This is a genomic window from Paenibacillus sp. 453mf (genome assembly GCF_900116105.1).
In the GTDB taxonomy this organism is placed as follows: Bacteria; Bacillota; Bacilli; order Paenibacillales; family Paenibacillaceae; genus Paenibacillus; species Paenibacillus provencensis.
Window position 1 is genome coordinate 1435040 of sequence record NZ_FPAC01000001.1, and the last position, 17800, is coordinate 1452839.

Annotated in this window: 17 protein-coding genes and 1 pseudogene; 17 read left to right on the top strand and 1 reads right to left on the bottom strand. The window is 46.3% G+C overall.

What is annotated here, in order from left to right:
* The first annotated feature begins 569 nt into the window (after positions 1-569).
* The 17 genes and pseudogenes from BM415_RS06845 to BM415_RS06925 all read left to right on the top strand — a co-directional run bounded on the left by BM415_RS06845 (position 570) and on the right by BM415_RS06925 (position 16836).
* Positions 570-1136, top strand: coding sequence for an NADPH-dependent FMN reductase (locus tag BM415_RS06845; protein WP_091156030.1), 567 nt, complete (start codon positions 570-572; stop codon positions 1134-1136).
* Between the two features lie 372 nt (positions 1137-1508).
* Positions 1509-2366 (top strand): SDR family NAD(P)-dependent oxidoreductase, encoded by an 858-nt coding sequence (locus BM415_RS06850; RefSeq protein ID WP_091156033.1) that lies wholly within the window; start codon positions 1509-1511, stop codon positions 2364-2366.
* Between the two features lie 37 nt (positions 2367-2403).
* Positions 2404-2880 (top strand): nuclear transport factor 2 family protein, encoded by a 477-nt coding sequence (locus tag BM415_RS06855; RefSeq protein WP_211753652.1) that lies wholly within the window; start codon positions 2404-2406, stop codon positions 2878-2880.
* Between the two features lie 730 nt (positions 2881-3610).
* The gene (locus tag BM415_RS06860) at positions 3611-4039 is read left to right on the top strand and encodes an RrF2 family transcriptional regulator (RefSeq protein ID WP_091156035.1); all 429 of its coding nucleotides are present in this window, start codon (positions 3611-3613) and stop codon (positions 4037-4039) included.
* 69 nt (positions 4040-4108) lie between these two features.
* On the top strand, positions 4109-4936 hold the full coding sequence (locus tag BM415_RS06865; protein ID WP_091156038.1) for a pirin family protein: 828 nt from the start codon (positions 4109-4111) through the stop codon (positions 4934-4936).
* Between the two features lie 97 nt (positions 4937-5033).
* Positions 5034-5281, top strand: a pseudogene (locus BM415_RS06870) (fructose-bisphosphatase class II); the annotation flags it as partial.
* A gap of 429 nt (positions 5282-5710) precedes the next feature.
* Positions 5711-6538 carry a histidine racemase CntK family protein gene (locus BM415_RS06875; protein ID WP_091156040.1) on the top strand — a complete coding sequence of 276 codons (828 nt, stop codon included), beginning with the start codon at positions 5711-5713 and terminating at the stop codon, positions 6536-6538.
* Between the two features lie 85 nt (positions 6539-6623).
* A complete protein-coding gene (locus BM415_RS06880; RefSeq protein ID WP_170862476.1) occupies positions 6624-7358 on the top strand; it encodes a class I SAM-dependent methyltransferase in 735 nt (244 codons plus the stop codon).
* A 27-nt stretch (positions 7359-7385) separates the two neighbouring features.
* Positions 7386-8693 (top strand): opine metallophore biosynthesis dehydrogenase, encoded by a 1308-nt coding sequence (locus tag BM415_RS06885; RefSeq protein ID WP_091156044.1) that lies wholly within the window; start codon positions 7386-7388, stop codon positions 8691-8693.
* A gap of 279 nt (positions 8694-8972) precedes the next feature.
* Positions 8973-10568, top strand: a complete 1596-nt coding sequence (gene nikA / locus BM415_RS06890) for a staphylopine-dependent metal ABC transporter substrate-binding lipoprotein (protein ID WP_091159111.1) — start codon at positions 8973-8975, stop codon at positions 10566-10568.
* 15 nt (positions 10569-10583) lie between these two features.
* A complete protein-coding gene (gene opp1B / locus BM415_RS06895; RefSeq protein ID WP_091156047.1) occupies positions 10584-11516 on the top strand; it encodes a nickel/cobalt ABC transporter permease in 933 nt (310 codons plus the stop codon).
* Positions 11517-12413 carry a staphylopine uptake ABC transporter permease subunit CntC gene (gene opp1C, locus BM415_RS06900; protein ID WP_091156049.1) on the top strand — a complete coding sequence of 299 codons (897 nt, stop codon included), beginning with the start codon at positions 11517-11519 and terminating at the stop codon, positions 12411-12413. It abuts the gene before it with no gap.
* A complete protein-coding gene (locus tag BM415_RS06905) occupies positions 12414-13247 on the top strand; it encodes a staphylopine uptake ABC transporter ATP-binding protein CntF (RefSeq protein WP_091156052.1) in 834 nt (277 codons plus the stop codon). It begins immediately after the preceding gene.
* Positions 13225-13965 (top strand): ABC transporter ATP-binding protein, encoded by a 741-nt coding sequence (locus tag BM415_RS06910; protein WP_091156055.1) that lies wholly within the window; start codon positions 13225-13227, stop codon positions 13963-13965. Before BM415_RS06905 ends, BM415_RS06910 begins: the two co-directional genes overlap by 23 nt.
* A 50-nt stretch (positions 13966-14015) precedes the next feature.
* Positions 14016-15203 (top strand): staphylopine family metallophore export MFS transporter CntE, encoded by a 1188-nt coding sequence (locus tag BM415_RS06915; protein WP_091156058.1) that lies wholly within the window; start codon positions 14016-14018, stop codon positions 15201-15203.
* 89 nt (positions 15204-15292) lie between these two features.
* Positions 15293-15772, top strand: a complete 480-nt coding sequence (locus BM415_RS06920; RefSeq protein WP_091156060.1) for a GNAT family N-acetyltransferase — start codon at positions 15293-15295, stop codon at positions 15770-15772.
* Positions 15773-16203: 431 nt separating this feature from the next.
* Entirely contained in the window at positions 16204-16836 is a 633-nt protein-coding gene (locus BM415_RS06925; RefSeq protein WP_170862385.1) for a spore coat protein, read from the top strand.
* Positions 16837-16928: 92 nt separating this feature from the next.
* Here BM415_RS06925 and BM415_RS06930 read toward each other — a convergent pair whose 3' ends face one another.
* The gene (locus BM415_RS06930; RefSeq protein WP_091156065.1) at positions 16929-17762 is read right to left on the bottom strand and encodes an AraC family transcriptional regulator; all 834 of its coding nucleotides are present in this window, start codon (positions 17760-17762) and stop codon (positions 16929-16931) included.
* Between the last annotated feature and the right edge of the window lie 38 nt (positions 17763-17800).

The window sequence follows — 17800 nt, forward strand, 5'->3', positions numbered from 1 at the left end:
CCAGGCGCCTCGTTGACGAGGCAGGCATCGACTACTTCGCGGATGAGGAGATGCCTCCGTGTCCAGCCCAACGGCCAGAAGCTTGAGCGTTCAACAATGAAACGCAAGAGATCACCCCAATGTAATTCTGGTTCAATGGCGTGGTTGTTGAGCAAAGGAGGATTTTTACCTCGAAGCTGCCAAGCATCGCAGTACCATGATGTGGACCATACGCATCTCTGGCATTGCCATGTGCCAACACAAGGACGCTTGGTACGAAGAGACCGATCTGGACCTTTGAAGTCGTTGCTCTTGTCAGCCTGAGAATATCCTAATCATACATCTCTAGCGATGAGGATTTGAAAATTCCGGATCGTCATCGCTCCGTTTGTTATACCCAGGGGAAAATCCATCTAACCCCTTTTTTCGAACTCGAATGTTGAGAGGCTATGAATGGCGAACGCCATCTGCGAAACAGAAACAGAAACTATGTTTGCACAGAATCAGTATTTATGCTAAACTGATTCTGTGCTCAATCAGTAACAGGGCACAGCTTGTAGAAGACGAAATGAAAGGAGGAATGACTAAATATGCTGAAAATCGCAATCGTTACTGGAAGCACCCGTCCAGGTCGTGTCAATGTCGATGTTGCAAAGTGGGTGTACAACCTCACAAAGGAACGTAAGGATGCCGAATTCGAGATTGTCGACATTGCCGATTATAACCTCCCGATGCTAGACGAACCGATGCCGTCGTCTACCGGACAACAATACGTTCATGAGCATACAAAAGCGTGGTCGAAGAAAATCAAGAGCTTTGATGCCTACATTTTCGTGGTGCCCGAGTACAACCATGGTCTATCTGGTGCGCTCAAGAATGCTATCGACTTTTTAACTCCTGAATGGTACAACAAGGCGGCCGCTTTCGTCAGTTATGGGGGCGTTGGAGGTGTACGCGCGGTGGAGCATCTGCGAAACGTGTTGGCATCTCAACATGTTGCTACCGTTTCGGCACAAGTGATGCTCTCGCTCTTCACGGATTTTGAAAACTTCACAACGTTCAAGCCACATCCACGGCATGATGCTGAAGTAGGGCCGTTACTGGATCAAGTGATCGCCTGGGGTGGCGCTCTCAAGCCTCTCCGAACAGAGGCGTAACCGGGTTTCAAGCACCTAATTGAAGGAGCAAGGTAACCCCAAAAAGTGAAGAACAGCTAACGAAGCAAATTCCGAATGCTTTTCGGGGACCCTGGATAAGCTAGAAAAGGCTTGGGTGCTAGGAGCCGAAGAAGGACGCCCGCAAACGGCGAAATGCCTCGGGGAAGGTAGTAAGCACACATCGATCCGAGGATGAATGGGGGAACCCAGCAGCGATAACACGCACTGGAGGCCCGAACCCACGAATGTTGAAAAAATAATTCGAGGATGAGTTGGGGTAGGGAAGAGATTTCAATCGAACTCGGAGAAAGTTGGTTCTCCCCGAGATAGCTATAGGGCTAGCCTAAAATAAGAGTATGGAGGTAGATCATTATGACTTCAAACAAAACACTTGTCGCCGCCGTAACCGGTGCAGGAAGAGGGCTCGGACGAGAGCTCGCTCTTGCCCTCGCGGCGAAAAATTACCGCGTTTTCGGCACAGCAAGATCGCAGACCGAAATCGATGAGTTGAAGGAAGCGACCGACGGTGCCGTCCAGCTCTCCCTCTGTGACATCACCGATGAACCTGCCGTCAAGCGCTGGACGCAGTCCGTCGTTTCGCAGACCGGCGGCGAACTGGATCTTCTTATCAACAACGCCGGCATCCTTTCCCCGGGGCCGGTGGAGTTCGTGCCACTTGGCGAAGTCCGGCGGGAGTTCGAGGTAAATGTGATCGGCTCCCTTTCAGTCATCAACAACTTCCTGCCGGCGCTGCGTAAAGCGCGGGGACGGATCGTTCAGATCAGCACCATCACCGCGCGCCTGCCGTTGCCGTTCAACGGGCCGTCTGGGGCGTCAAAAGCCGCGATCGAAGCCTTTGCGACTGTTTATCGCGCAGAACTCAAGCCGTTCGGTGTGGATGTCGTGGTCGTGGCCCCCGGCAACCTCAATACGACCGGATCGGTGACGAGTGCAGCCGCCCTTGCAAAATTCTCGAAAGAGATGACGCCCGAACAGCGTGAACTCTATGGAGAGAATTTCGATAAGTACGCGGCCATGTTCAACGAGATGCAAGCCAATGGCCTCGACCCGGTCATTGCCGCGAACCAGATCATCGCCATTTCAGAGCAGACGCCTGCGCCTGCCTATGCGACTGTCGGGCCCGATGCGGAACAGTTCATTCGGGTCGTTCGCGAGAAATCCGACGCCGAGCAGGACAAGTTCCGGCTCAATCTGTTCGGGCTGAACTGAACAATTTTACCTCAATTTCATAAAAGGAGAAACTACCATGAATAAGAATACCATTATTGAGCTTGTCGATACGAACGATCCCAAGGCCGTTCGCAACAAAAATAACCTTCTCGATTGCTATGACATGATCATCAACAAGAAGCAGGCGATGGAAGGCGCCATGAAATACGTCACCGAAGACTATATCCAGCACAATCCGCTCCTTGCGGATGGGGCGAAAGGGCTCGGTGAATGGTTTGAGAACCTCCACAAGGAACGGCCGCATGCTCGTGTGGTGGTGCACAAGATCGTCGCCATTGGCGACTATCTGTTTGCGCATGTCAATTTTCTGAACTTCCTGAACGACGACCCGGACGATACGGGCATCGCTGTTGTCGATATGTGGAAGGTGCGCGAGGACGGGATGATGGTTGAGCACTGGGACGTCTTGCAAGTCATCGGCGATCCGAAAACCAACTCCGCTCCGTGGTTCGGACCGAACATCCCCGCCAATAACAACAACGGCGTGATGTAAGGCCGACCAGACGGTACGCAATATCCAGGGAAAATAAATCTAACCCCTTTTTTCGAACTCGAATGTTGAGAGGTTATGAACTGCGAACATCATCTGCGTAACAGAAACAGAAACAGAAACTACATTTGCACAGAATCAGTATTTATGCTAAACTGATTCTGTGCTTATTCGGTAACAGGGCACAGCTTGTGGAAGACGACACCGGGTTTCAAGCACCTAAAATACGTAGAGTTGAAGGTGGTCCTTGCTCGTTATTTTCGATCCACATGTAGTCTCGCAGAACTAACGTAAGCGTTTAAAAGTCCCCACCTATGTGATGGGGACTTTTGCTACGCTAGGACTGTGATGGTTGCGGTACAGAGGCAGACCGGATCTGCTCTTCGTACCATATCACCTTGGCGGTCAGTTCTGCGACCTGCGTGTGGAGCTTCATGTTCTGCTCCTGCAATTGTTTGATTGTATCGGGGATGACGATGTTCTTCATACTTTATTCATTCGACACATCCGGACAAGGATTCGTCCCGCTATTTTGATATTGGGTGATGCGCTTCATCCATTGCTGACGAAGTTTCTCTTTATCCATGCGCTCATCCTCCTATTTGAAGATGAGTCCATTTTCACAAGACCAGATGCGGATTAATAGTTGGGGGCTTTTTGACATTTACGAACTGCCGATGTGGGTTTCCTTGCATGGAGATGCCACGGTCGGCTTCAGGAAGGAGGGGGGAGAATGCAGTTGAACCCAAACAAGGTAGAAATCATCCCGAAACATCGATTTCGGATTGCAGCATTTGCTCTAACATGGCTGGCCATCAACCAATGTGTTCAGTCCAGTGCTGTTCTGGCAGAGACGCTTCAGATCAATGCATCTTTTCTAAGAAGAGTTTTGTTTCCGTTCGTACAAGCGGGTATGGTTGAGGCAAGGGAAGGGCGTGACGGTGGATATGTGCTCAAAACAGATCCCACACATATTACGCTCGCTGAAATTTTTCTGATCACAAACACTGAGACAAACTCAGATTTAAATCCAACGGATCAGGATGAAACCTGTAGCCTCTTCGATCAAGTTTTTGAAGAGATTACGGATGAGGTTGAGCAACAAATGCTTAAATCTTTACAGAAATACACCCTCGCGGACATAATGGGCCGCATGCACTGAAGTTTGTGGGGTTGAAAGATGGAGCAAGGTACAAGTACTTGAATAATACACAGGATGGAGTGAAATTGGATGCAACGGGAAATAACGCGAGTCTGGACAGTCACGCCGGTTAAACGGAGTTCAACACATACCGCGGGAATCGTACTTGAACCCGGGCACTGGCACGAGTATGACCCCTTTTTACTGATGGCAGAGGATTGGTTCGAGTCAGGGACTTTTAGTATGCATCCGCATCGTGGATTTGAGACTGTCACGTACATCATTGAGGGAAATCTAAGCCATTTTGATAATAAAAACGGGGCGGGCCAACTTGGGACAGGTGACGTTCAATGGATGACGGCAGGACGCGGCGTCGTTCACACGGAAGAACCCTCGCCGGGGGAAACCGTACACAGCCTTCAGCTATGGGTTAATTTACCAAGGGACAAGAAGATGACGGATCCGCGTTACCAAAACCTATTATCCTCTGAAATGCCTGTGCGCAAAGAAGAAGGAGCGCTCATTCGGGTCTTTTCAGGGTCTTCCAAAGAGGTGGTGGCGCCTACGCAAAATCACGTTCCGGTGACCATGGTTGAACTCAATCTTGAAGCAGGATCAACCGTAACGCAGGACCTTCCCGCTGACTATAATGGATTTCTTTATATCTTAGAGGGTCGTGGCATATTTGGTTCAAATGAAGTCTCAGGTGAAGCTTCTCAAGTGCTTTGGCTCGGTGAGGCTCCGGCTGATGAAGGCAGCGACGTTCTTGTACATGCAACTACAAAACTACGTGCTGTCTTGTTTGCCGGAAAGCCCGTGCGTGAGCCAGTCGTTCAATATGGACCGTTTGTCATGAATAGCCAGGCTGAAATACAACAAGCAATTAAGGACTATCAATCAGGGAAGTTCAGTCAGTGATTGCATTTTGACTTCCAGATGACTTGAGCGAACATCATCGGACACACGTACCGAATACGTAGATGATGACGTACCTTTAGAACGAATCCGATCTCCAGACTCTGATCGAGCTGCCGCCGAGGCTATGAGAGACATGTTCGATACAGTTTCCATGGACGGAACCGTAGTGATTGGAGAAGGAGAGATGGATGAAGCGCCAATGCTGTATATTGGCGAACATTTGGGAACAGGGGTGCACCCGCTGTGGACCCGCTTGAGGGAGGTCGTCGCGAGCGGTCAGGCGAGCTGCCCACCGTGGTCGCCCTTGCTCCTCGTGGAACGCCGCTGAATGCACCGGACATATACTTTTTCCGCGGGCGCTCAGTCCAACAGTGATCTTCTCCATAAGTAACAATAAAATACGAGCTTACGAACACTTGCCTCATAATAAAACTTAAATAGTTCGTATTTATAGTGTTACACGTATCTCGGCTGTACCCGGGCTTGATTCGCGCAAGCGGATCTGACTTCTTCAATTGACAACAAATCTTATATATGAAGAAAAGAGCTCATAATGGGCGGAAGAGGGAAAGCGTGGTTATCGCTGTAAGACAATGATATAAATGTACAGAGCCGTGATTCAGCGGCTCTTTTTCTTTTTTCTAAATGCGATGCTGGCAGATCCATGATATGAGGCTGGGCGAAATATGAATTGACAGTATTTAGTGAAAATCATATAATCATCTCAACCCAAAGTTAATCGTAATGTTTACAATTAAAGAGAGGGAAGTGTGGATGAGGCAGGAGATCGAATTTGTTAAATGTAATCCGACACAGAATATGACCATACTTGTTCAGACGGATCATGGGGATTGGAACTATGAGACCATTGCCTCCCAGATTATGTCCTATGATAGTATTCATGCGGAGCAGGTTGGATTCATTGAACAGCCAAGAGGCAGTGCTGCGGCTTATTTACATATGGCTGGAGGTGAATTTTGCGGTAATGCATGTATGTCTCTGGCCGCCTATATCGCATCCAAGAAGGGAATCGGACCAAATGAGGAAGACAGGATTAACATTGAGACCTCAGGAACTGATCAATTAATTGATTGTTTGGTTGTGAGTAATGGTGATCGGTATACCTGTGAGCTAAATATGCCTGTGCCGCTTCAGATTGAGCCCAAGACGATACATATAGGAGAACTTGACTATCCATGTTTCTTAGTACGCTACGAGGAATCCATTCATCTCATTATGGAAGTAGATGCTATCTCCGAGAGCATTCGAAATACCGCTCAAATGACAGCACATCTCATGGGCCTTACAGGTGATCACAAGCTTATAGGAATTCTGTTGTATGAGCCAGACGATCATAGGATGACCCCGCTCATCCATATACCTAAGCTCGAAAGCATGGTATGGGAGAGAGGCTGCGGCTCGGGTACGGCATCCATAGGAGCTTATCTGGCTTGGAGGAATAAGTCAAACATCGATATCGAGGTCGTTCAGCCTGGGGGACTTATTCATGTATCGGTTTTGTATAACAATGGTTTGTCGTATGTGATGATTAAGGGCAATGTCGAAATCGTGGCTGAAGGGAGAGCTTATATTGGTGACTGACGCACTTGGCAGGAACAAATCGATTACAGTGGATACACATGATTTAACTCTCGGATTGAAGGAGTATCTGGAACGATTTGAGGTCATGTCAAACAAGTATGATTCGACTACACGTTATTCACATGAACTCGAGCTATTGATCGACGAATATGCTGCATATATTACAAATCCAGCAAACCGAAGCATGTGGGAACGGCTGGAGCCAGAAGAAGAGCTCGGCGAGCTAGTGTTGAATCTAAGAAGAAGTTCGGCCTTCTGTGTTGCGATAATGGAGAAATATCGGGCACTTAAGCTGCTAAGTGGTTCTTCTGAACAATCTGCATATTTTATAAATATCGAGAGCTGTATTGAGCAGGAATTTGGAAGCTTCCAAGTGTCGCCCGGCTCCAACGTCTTATTGGTTGGCTCCGGATCTTTTCCCATGACACCGCTCCTTATTGCCAAGAGAACGGGTGCGCAAGTCGTAGGAGTAGATATAGACCAAGAAGCTATTGATATGGGCCGTTCTGTACTGAATATCCTGGGACCAGAGTATAATATTCGTCTTGCACAGACTCCGCCAGAGGAGCTTGAATCCTTAGAGGATTTCACGCACATCATCTTCAGCTCTACAGTAGAAGACAAGTTCAATATCATGGACCGGTTATATGAGCTGACGAGTGACCAGGTTGTGGTGGCGATGAGGTATGGTGAAGGATTGAAATCCTTGTTTAATTTTCCGCTGCAGGAAGTGGACAAGTTAAAGTGGAAGCTGGAGGAGCACGTATTACGCCCCGATCAGGTATTTGATATTGCTCTGTATAAGAAGGTTATCTCTTAGAAAAAGAAAGGTTTTATAGGAGGTTATATGAGCGTTTTCAATCGAGTTCTTATCTGTGGGACGGGCCCGGCGTCGATTCAAATGGCCGTGTATATGAAAAACCAGTGGAACAGCTGCATTGGAATTGCAGGGAGAGCCTCTGCACGTTCGGAGCATTTTTACAGCGCTTTAAGCAGTAACCATCAAGTTGTACGAGCTACCGTACAGAATGAGCTGCATCAAATTATGGAAGGCGAGATGACAGTTGATGAAGTGTTCCATAGCTATGAAGCGGTAACCGGCTTGTGGGATACAATCCTGCTTGCAGTCACTGCCGATGCTTATGGACAAGTGCTGCAGAACCTGGACGCAGAGCTGCTTCGGCATGTAAGCTGCATCCTGTTGTTGTCACCTACGCTGGGCTCAGGCAGCCTGGTTCACAGCTATGTGGGAGCCTTGAATCCAGCAGCTGAGATCATCAGCTTCTCTACCTATCTGGGGGATACACGCTGGACAGATTCTACTCCGTCCAATCAGGTATTGACCACGGCAGTGAAGAAGAAGCTGTATGTCGGATCTACGATTCCTGCATCTGATCATGTGAGCAGCCTATGCGAACATTTTACGAGCTCGGGCATCGCGCTTAAATCTATGGAATCGCCTATTGCCGCTGAGAGCAGAAACATATCCTTATATGTACACCCGCCATTATTCATGAATGATTTTTCATTAAGTCGGATCTTTGGTGAATCGGATACGCCGGCTTACGTATATAAGCTGTTTCCCGAGGGACCCATCACGTCGAGCTTGATTCAGGAGATGCTGTCCCAATGGAAAGAGATCATGAATATTTTGTCCTCTCTGCAGGTGGAACCACTTAATCTGCTTCAATTCATGATTGATGACAATTATCCGATAAGAGCTGAAAGCCTGGCCCGCAAGGATATCGATCGTTTTCTTGAGCTGGATGACATCCATCAGCAATATTTGCTGTACATAAGGTACACTTGTCTGCTCATTGATCCCTTCTCCAAGCCGGATAAGGATGGCAAATACTTCGATTTCTCCGCTGTGCCCATCAGAAGGACATTTATTAATAAAGAGGGAGAATGGGATATTCCGAGAATGCCGAAGGAGGATTATTATCGCATCAAAATCATTCAAGGGATTGCCAGGCATACAAACAACGCATGTCCCACCATTGACCGGTTTGTAGACAGATATGAGAGCACCATTCGAGAGACTGCCTTGCAGCACCCAGAGAGAATATTCTCGGAAGCCTATGAAGTACAGACCTTCGCAAAGGATCTTCAGCAAATTTGCAGCTCCTTAAGTGCAGCAAGCTCAAGATCATAGGATAGCAATACTGCATTACTGCATTACTGAAACTCTAAATACTGTAACTCTAAGAACTGCAATACTCTATAGTACCGGTGTTACGGATACTTTGTGTACTGAACAATATTACATGAAGCGTATCGAATGATTCTAAAATCAATGCATAATCGTGATGTACTAGCATATTCTGTCCTTAATTAATCGTAATATTTACGTATATATCATATACATTATAAATATAAAAAGAGAAAAAGGGAGAGATCAAGCTTGTTTAGCAAACCTTTCAAATCCATTTATATGTTTTTGCTGGTGGTGATCGTGATATCTGGATGTTCGTCCCAGTCCTCATCGGGAGGGGACTCTAACTCCGAAGCTGTCAGCGGAAATACTACTACTCAAGAGCTCATATACGCTTCAGCGAAGGATATTGGAGATATGAATCCTCACCTGTACACCGGTTCCATGCCCGCACAGGGAATGGTATATGAATCACTCGTTGAGAACACCAAGGACGGAATCAAGCCCTTACTTGCTGAATCATGGGAGATTTCAGAGGATGGCAAAACGTATACCTTTCATTTAAGAGATGACGTTGTATTTCATGATGGGGAGCCATTCAATGCAGAGGCAGTCAAGCTTAACGTAGAAGCCGTTCAGAGAAATGCGGAGAAGCATTCCTGGATTAAGCTATCGACACAGCTCGTTAGCTGCAATGTCATTGACGAATATACCGTTGAATTTGTGCTTAGTGAGGCATATTATCCGGCCCTCATTGAATTATCGATGACCAGACCTTTCGTATTTATATCACCAAATGATTTTATGAGTGGAGAGACGAAGGACGGGGTATCTGGCTATCATGGAACAGGTCCATATGCTCTAACAGAGCACAAGAAGGAAGAGTATGCCGTATTCACTGCAAATGAAGAGTACTGGGGCGAGGTACCTCAGGTTAAGACTATCACCTCGAAAGTGCTTCCGGCAGGAGAGACCACTTATCTTGCCATGCTTAAGGGAGAAGTCAACTTCGCATTTACGGATGATCGGGGAGCCGACAGCATGGATGTTGAGGCGATGAATCAATTAGTGGATACCGGTGACTATCAGCTGGTACGCAGTGAACCGGTCAATACCAAAATGATCGTAGCGAACAGCAGTAAAACAGGAAGTCCGGCAGGCGAAACGGCCGTGCGGGAAGCCATATGGTATGCAATAGACCGGGAAACGATTGCCAGAGATATTTTTAGCGGTACGGAGTCACCTGCCAGTACCTTGTTCTCATCCAATGTGGAATATGCGGACGTAGAGCTGAAGGAACGCGGCTATGACCTGGCTAAGGCAAATGAAATTCTGGACGGCGCAGGCTGGGAACTGAACGAGAGCGATGTGAGAACGAAGAACGGAAAGCCGTTATCGATTGGTCTGTACTATGATGTGAATTCATCCACTCAAAAGATGCAGGCTGAATTCATTCAGAGCACACTCGGGGAAATCGGTATCCAGCTGGAGATTATAGGGGAAGAATCAACATCCATTGCAAGCCGAAGATCATCGGGTGATTATGAGCTGCTATTTAATCAGACCTGGGGGCTTGCCTATGATCCCCAGAGCACTGTCTCTGCCTTTACTTCCGAAGCATCGTATTTATATACAACGCAAGGCATTGCACAAGCAGATGAGCTCTATTCCAAAATTAATGAAGTCATGATTACAACGGACGAAGAAGCACGCAAATCATTGTACGCGGATATCCTGACCGTCGTTCATGATGAAGCGGTGTTCATACCGATTACTAATGGCAGTGTAACAGTAGTCGCTCCGTCTGAATTAACAGGAATTTCATTTAAACAGTCTCAGTTTGAGCTGCCTTTCGATCAGATGCAATTCGAATAAGGAAGGAGATTGCAAGTGGGAAGTTATGTCGTTAAGAGGTTGTTAATATCTGTACCGCTTCTGCTCATTATTTCATTTGTTACATTTATATTCATTAACTTGTCTCCTGTAGGACCGGCTGAGGCCGTCCTCCAGGCACAAGGCGTTCCCGTCATTACAGAGGAATTAATCCTTCAGACTGAACAAGAGCTTGGCATGGATCAGCCGCTGTTCATCCAATTCTTCCATTGGTTAACTGCCGTCCTCCAGCTGGATTTCGGGCATTCCTTTGTTGACGGGGAACCAGTAAGCGCCTTAATCGGCCCTGCATTTATGAATACACTGAAGCTGACGCTTGTCTCGTCTGTTGCTATCATCATATTGTCGATTCTGCTCGGGATTATATGTGCGCTCAATGAAGGGAAGCTGCTAGACCAATCTATTAGAGGGGTCTCATTCGTGCTGACTTCGTTGCCCTCTTACTGGCTGGCCGCGCTTCTCATTTTTTATTTCTCGGTAGAACTGGATCTCTTGCCGACCAGCGGGATGGGCAGTTATCAGCATTATATTCTGCCTGTACTCGTGATCTCGGTAACCTATGCAGGGATTTATTTTCGAAATGTCCGAAGCTCCATGCTCAACAATCTTCATGAGGATTATATACTGTATGCGCGTGCCAGCGGCATTAGGGAGAGAAAGGTTATTATGCATTTACTGAGAAATTCGCTCCAGGTCGCTGTATCCATATTTTGTTTGGCTGTTCCCGTCATTCTAGGCAGTACAGTCGTCATCGAAAATGTATTCGCTTGGCCAGGACTGGGTTCGCTAAGCGTCAAATCGATTCTCAGCCGGGACTTTCCCGTCATTCAAGCCTTTGTCCTTATACTGGCGGTATCCTTCGTGTTGTTCAATACGATCGCTGACATTGTTAATGCAATGCTTAATCCAAAGCTAAGGAATGATCTGTAAATGAGAGTTTGGAGAAATCTGAGAAGAGACAAGCTGGCCTTTACAAGTATCCTTATCTTGGTTTCAACCATATTGATCGGTATTTTCGCGCCTTGGTTTGCTCCACATGATCCGCTCAAAGTGAATATGGCGCTTCGTTACAATACACCTTCATGGGAATATCTCTTAGGGAATGATCATCTCGGAAGATGCATTCTTTCCCGGTTAATATATGGGATTCGTCCAAGCGTGCTATGGGTGATTGCCGCACTCGCAGTATCTCTGATTTTTGGTGGAGCGATGGGCTTCCTGGCAGGTTATTTTAGAGGGAAAGTAGATGGTCTCATCATGAGGTTATGTGATGTCCTGCTCTCGTTCCCCGGATATGTAATGACCCTGGCGATCATTGGGGTGTTTGGTGTGGGACTGGAGAACATTCTCATTGCATTTATCGTGATGAAGTGGGCTTGGTTTGCCAGGATGATCAGAACGGCTGTCATGCAATACACAGAATCCAATTATATCCGGTTCTCAAAAGCAGCAGGTACGAGCAGTTCACGTATCATATTCAAGCATTTGCTGCCTCTGACTCTATCGGATATTGCCGTGCTTGCGAGCAGCTCATTAGGTTCGATGATTCTGCAAATCTCGGGTTTCTCCTTCTTGGGCCTCGGTATTCAAGCTCCGAGTCCTGAATGGGGCATGATGCTGAACGAAGCGAGAGAAGTGATGTTTACGAGACCCGAGCTTATGCTGGCCCCAGGTATCGCTATTATACTGGTAGTTACAAGCTTCAATTTCTTGTCGGATGCCCTTCAGAAAGCGATGGATCCTAAGCTGGCAGGAATGAAATTCAAGCATCCAAAGGCTCGCAGAAATATCTTCATGAAATTCAAAGGTGAAGAGGCGGTGAGGTAAATGGGGATTGTCCTTGAAGTAGAAGATTTGAACATATGGAACACCCAGACCGGACAAAAAATCGTTCACGATGTATCTTTTCAGCTAAGAAACGGCAGCTGTCTTGCAGTCGTTGGCGAAAGCGGAAGCGGCAAAACGCTCACCTGCAGATCGATTATGAGGCTAAATAAGGGCTGGCTTGGTCAAGAGGGAACGATCATTTTCAAGGGTAAGCACCTGAACAAATTATCCGAGAAGGAAATGAGAAAAAAAAGAGGGAAAGAGCTGTGCATGATTCTGCAAAATGGAATGAGCGCGTTCGATCCTTCCAGTGTGATCGGTGTTCATCTGCAAGAGACGCTGTCAGAGCATTATGGCTGGAATAAGAAAGAGATCGTCAGGCGCATGTCTGCGGCGATGGAGCAAGTGATGCTCAAGAATCCAACAGACGTAATGAATAAATATCCGCACCAGCTGTCAGGTGGCATGCTGCAGCGAGTGATGATTGCACTCGCCTTGGTTCTGGAGCCGGATCTTATTATTGCGGATGAACCTACGACAGCGCTCGACAGTATCGCGCAATATGAAGTCCTCGAGCAATTTGCGAGACTCAGGGCGCAGCTCGGCTGCTCCATGCTGTTTATTTCACACGATCTGGCTGCAGTGAAGAAGCTGGCTGATGAGGTGATGGTCATGAAGGATGGAAGGGTGGTCGAGCGAGGCTCTGTTCAGAAGATCTTTTACGGGCCTGAGCATGATTATACAAAATATCTGGTATCCAGCAGAATGACACTAAGCAATCATTTTAAAAGATTGATGGGGGCGAACACCATTGCTGAAGGTGGATCGAGTTGAGAAATCATATAAAAAAGGTGGATTATTCTCTGCGAGAAAGCAGCAGATCTTAAAGAATGTAAGCTTTGACTGTGCGGATGGAGAATGCCTTGGTATTATCGGTGAGAGTGGAAGCGGAAAGTCCACCTTGGGACGTCTAATATTAGGAATTGAGAAGCCTGACAGCGGAACCGTGACATGGAATGGGCAAAATGTGCTGGACCGAAAAGTACGCGCCGGCAGCATCAGTGCGGTATTTCAGGATTACACCTCCTCGATCAACCCTTTTTTCACGGTAGAAGAGGCCATTAGAGAACCATTAAGAGGTACGGGTGTACAGGATGAGGATGCGCTTATTGAGCAGCTGTTAACTCAAGTTGGACTAAATGCTTCCTTCCGAAAGATGTATCCCCATGAGTTATCTGGCGGTCAGGCTCAGAGGGTATGTATCGCAAGAGCATTATCTACATTTCCAAAATGTATCGTGCTGGATGAAGCCATCAGCTCACTAGATGTATCGATTCAGGTACAGATCCTGGAGCTCCTGCAGCAATTAAAGTCGATCTATCATATGAGCTATGTATTCATCACACATGACATTCAGGCAGCCGCTTATCTATGTGACCGAGTGATCATCTTCAAGGATGGGCAAGTCGAGGAAATGGTAACGGTGGATCAGCTGAAGGAAGTGCGTACACCGTACGCCAGAACGTTATTGCGATCATTAATTACGCTATAAGTTCGTTCAATAGTTGCAGTAGTATACAAGCAAGGAGGAGCATTCAGAACATGAAGGGAGCACTGTCTTGGCCTTTTCTTCGATTATATATTCTGGTACTGCTATATTTTAGTGCCAACGCCATACTTAATGTCATCATACCGCTGCAGGGAGACGAGCTTGGAGCCAGCAACACGACTATCGGGCTAGTGATGGGTGCCTACTTGTTTACGACGATGCTTTTCCGTCCGTGGGCCGGTTCGATGATTGCGAGGTTTGGTCCTATTAAGATCCTAAGAGTTATTTTGGTTACAAATGGGATCGCACTCATACTGTATGCCGTGACTGATTTTAACGGATATGTCGTAGCCCGTATACTGCAGGGGATATCCACGGCCTTTTTCTCAATGGCGCTGCAGATCGGTATTATTGACTCACTCCCTGAAAAGGAACGTTCTCAAGGAATCTCTCTTTATTCGTTGTTCTCTTATATTCCCGGGATTGTGGGCCCTCTGTTCGCACTGATGCTGTGGCAGACAGGTGACAGTCGATACTTTGGAGCGGTGATGATATCTATTGCCATTCTGACGGCTGTTGTCGGTTATACGGCTCGAATGACACAGCAGGATACGGCTACAGCTACAGCGAAGCCTCAAGTGAAGGAGCCAGGAGCTCGTATGCTCGGGTCTTTTCATCATTTATTTACAAACCCGCATTTATTTAAATGCAGTGTCCTGATGCTGGTCGCTTCCGTCGTATTCGGATCCTTTGCAACCTTCATTCCGCTCTATTCAGCTCAAATTACATATGGAAATGCTGCTGTATTTCTCATGATCCAAGCGGCTACCGTGGTCGTATCTCGACTCGTGCTGAGAAAGAAGATTCCATCCGACGGAAAGTGGCATCCGATGTTTGTCGCAGGCACCCTCTTGCTGCTGACGTTAGCTGCATTATTCGTGAGTCTGTCGGCAACAACCGGTCCTGTGTTGTTCTATATAAGTGCATTATTTATCGGAATCGCTCAGGCCATTCTATATCCGACACTGACGACCTATTTGACCTTCGTACTGCCTGAAGCGCATCGGAACATGTTGATCGGATTGTTCATCGCGACTGCCGATCTGGGTGTCTCGCTTGGCGGGGTGCTGATGGGACCTGTTGTGGATATGTCCTCCTATTCACTCATGTATTTGATATGTGCCGTATTAGGAGCAGGCTTGATCGTTATTGCATCGACACGAAGATTACGGACTGCATAGTCAAGACGAAGAAGAAGTCGCCATTCGGCGGCTTTTTTGTATATGATAAGAATGTCAAAATTCAGTCTAAAGAAGGAGGGGATCTGCAAATGAAGTTCGAGATCGTAAGATTTAAGGAATCGGATCTAGAGGAGATCGTTAATTTATTTTACGATACGGTTCATTCTGTTAATTCAAAAGATTACTCGGAGGAGCAATTACATGCTTGGGCGCCAATAGATGAGAAGGACTCCAAGTTGTTGTCATGGAAAGAATCGATGAGCAGAAATATAACCCTTGTTGCCAAAATGCATGATCAAGTGGTTGGTTTTTGTGATTTGACGATTGACGGGCACTTAGATCGATTGTTTGTTCATAAAGAGTATCAGGGGATGGGAATCGCCTCCTCTTTAATTAAAAGACTAGAAGTAGAGGCGATGAAGCTGAACCTTTCGGCAATAGATACTGACGCTAGTATTACGGCAAAGCCATTTTTCGAACGTCAAGGCTATGTAGTCGTCAGTGAACAAACCGTGGAACGTAAGGGCGTGCAATTAACAAACTTTAAAATGATTAAACAATTAAGGTAAAATGATCGGAGCATTTCGGCTTGAAGTCGGAACATGTATCTGCTTTTTCAATTCTTCCCCGATTATCATTGACCTCTTGATGTTCAAAATATTAGAGCCGTGCAGGCTTCTTGAGTCCTCATTGTAATTCTGAGTCAGGTTAAATGTGCACGAGAAGTAAGAGTAATATAAATTTAATGTTGAGTCCATATTCTAGAGCCTTGATCAATTCATAATTATTAAAGCTGCATCCCTTTCAAAGTAAAAACGAAAAACCAAAAAAGGAAGTACAAAATTCCGAATATGTATCCCATAATAAATTACCTCCAAATATCACGATTTCTATCTCATGAATATTTTGGACCAAATGAATTCATAATATCCTTGGTTTGAACAATGCTTCGATCCAAATAATCACGAGATACACTCGACAATATGAGGAGGATATGAAAATGCAATTCCAACCCAATCACCAGAATATGCAGACAGGTGCAGTACCGCCGCAAATGAACCATGGTGGCCATGAGATGTTCGATGTTCATGAAGTATTAGGAGGAGCTGTCACTGCGCTAAATACTTATACGTTGCTTAGTCAGCATGTTCAGGACCCGGAACTGAAGGACATTATGCAGCGCCAAAAGCAGTTTATGGCAGATGAGTACAACACCACGTTAGAGTGCTTCAAGTCAGGACAAGATCCGTCCAAACCGACGCAAAGCTACAAAATGCATCAAGGGAATGATTTTACTTACGGAGTACAACCGGGTCAACCGAACAAGCCAATTCAATCTGCTGCAGAGATCAATGATGAAGTCATTTCATGTAGCATGTTAAATGTAGTGAAATCCGGTGCAACGGCGAAAACGATGGCCGCATTAGAATCAACAAATCCGGTGGTGCGCCGTGTACTCGCGGACTCTCTTCCTAACTGTATTGAGATGGCTTATGAAATTTCGCTATATCAAAATAAGCATGGCTACTACCAAGTACCACAGCTTACACAGCAGGATATGACACATATGCAAAATGGATATGCTCCAGCACAAATCCAGCCACCAATGGGTGGAACAACTTCAATTCATTAATACAAGGAAGCATCGGTTCTTAGTTGAATCGATGCTTTTTACTTAAGTCATATCATAAATTCTTTGAATAGGATGAATGTCTAGCGCACACCTCAATCAAACTTGGAAGGCGGCACGTAATAATACTTCTTAAATGCCTTAGAGAAGCTGTATGGGTCTGGATACCCGAGCAAGCCAGCAATTTGCTGGATCGTATACTGCTTGCTGTACAGCAGCTCACGGGCACGATTCATTTTTAGCTGATAGATATAGAGCCCCGGCGTTATTCCCAATGCCTGTTTAAAATAGGAAATGAAGTACTTCTCCGACATGCCAGCCATCACCGCAAGTTCACGTGCACGGAGCGGCTGATGCAAGTGTCCTTGAATGTAATCAAGCACAGGCTGAATGGATTGTAGACTCATGTTTCTTTTGCGATCCGAAGCATGGTCAGCGAATTGGCCTACATATTCTCCTCTTTCATAACATTTCATGATCTTAGCGATTAAGATCGTAAGACATCCTTTTAAATGAATTCCTGACATCGAAGAGCCAAGCAGATGTTCTTCATATGCCTTCAAGAATAAGCTGATTTCCTCTGTGACAAGGGAGCTTGTCATAACACCTGCCAGTGGAAACTGGTCTAAGATCCGAAGCTGATCCCCCAAACCGAAGTCAAAATGTGTATATAGAAACCTGCAATCGTCTTTAAGATTCGAAGCGGTATAAGCTACCTTTGGATCAAACAGAATGAGATCTCCTGCTGAGGCCATATGCAGTTGATCGTTCGTGCGGATTTCAATCTGCCCCTCATGGAGGTACCATAAGTCATAATCGTGATGCTGCTTGGTCTCGATCCAACCACTCAAATGATGAACTTCTCTGCAGGAATTAATTCGAAGCACGACATGCTCTGATAGATCTCTGAATATATTCAAGCTATTCATTTCAAGAGTCTCCCATACTTTTAGACATACCATCTTCC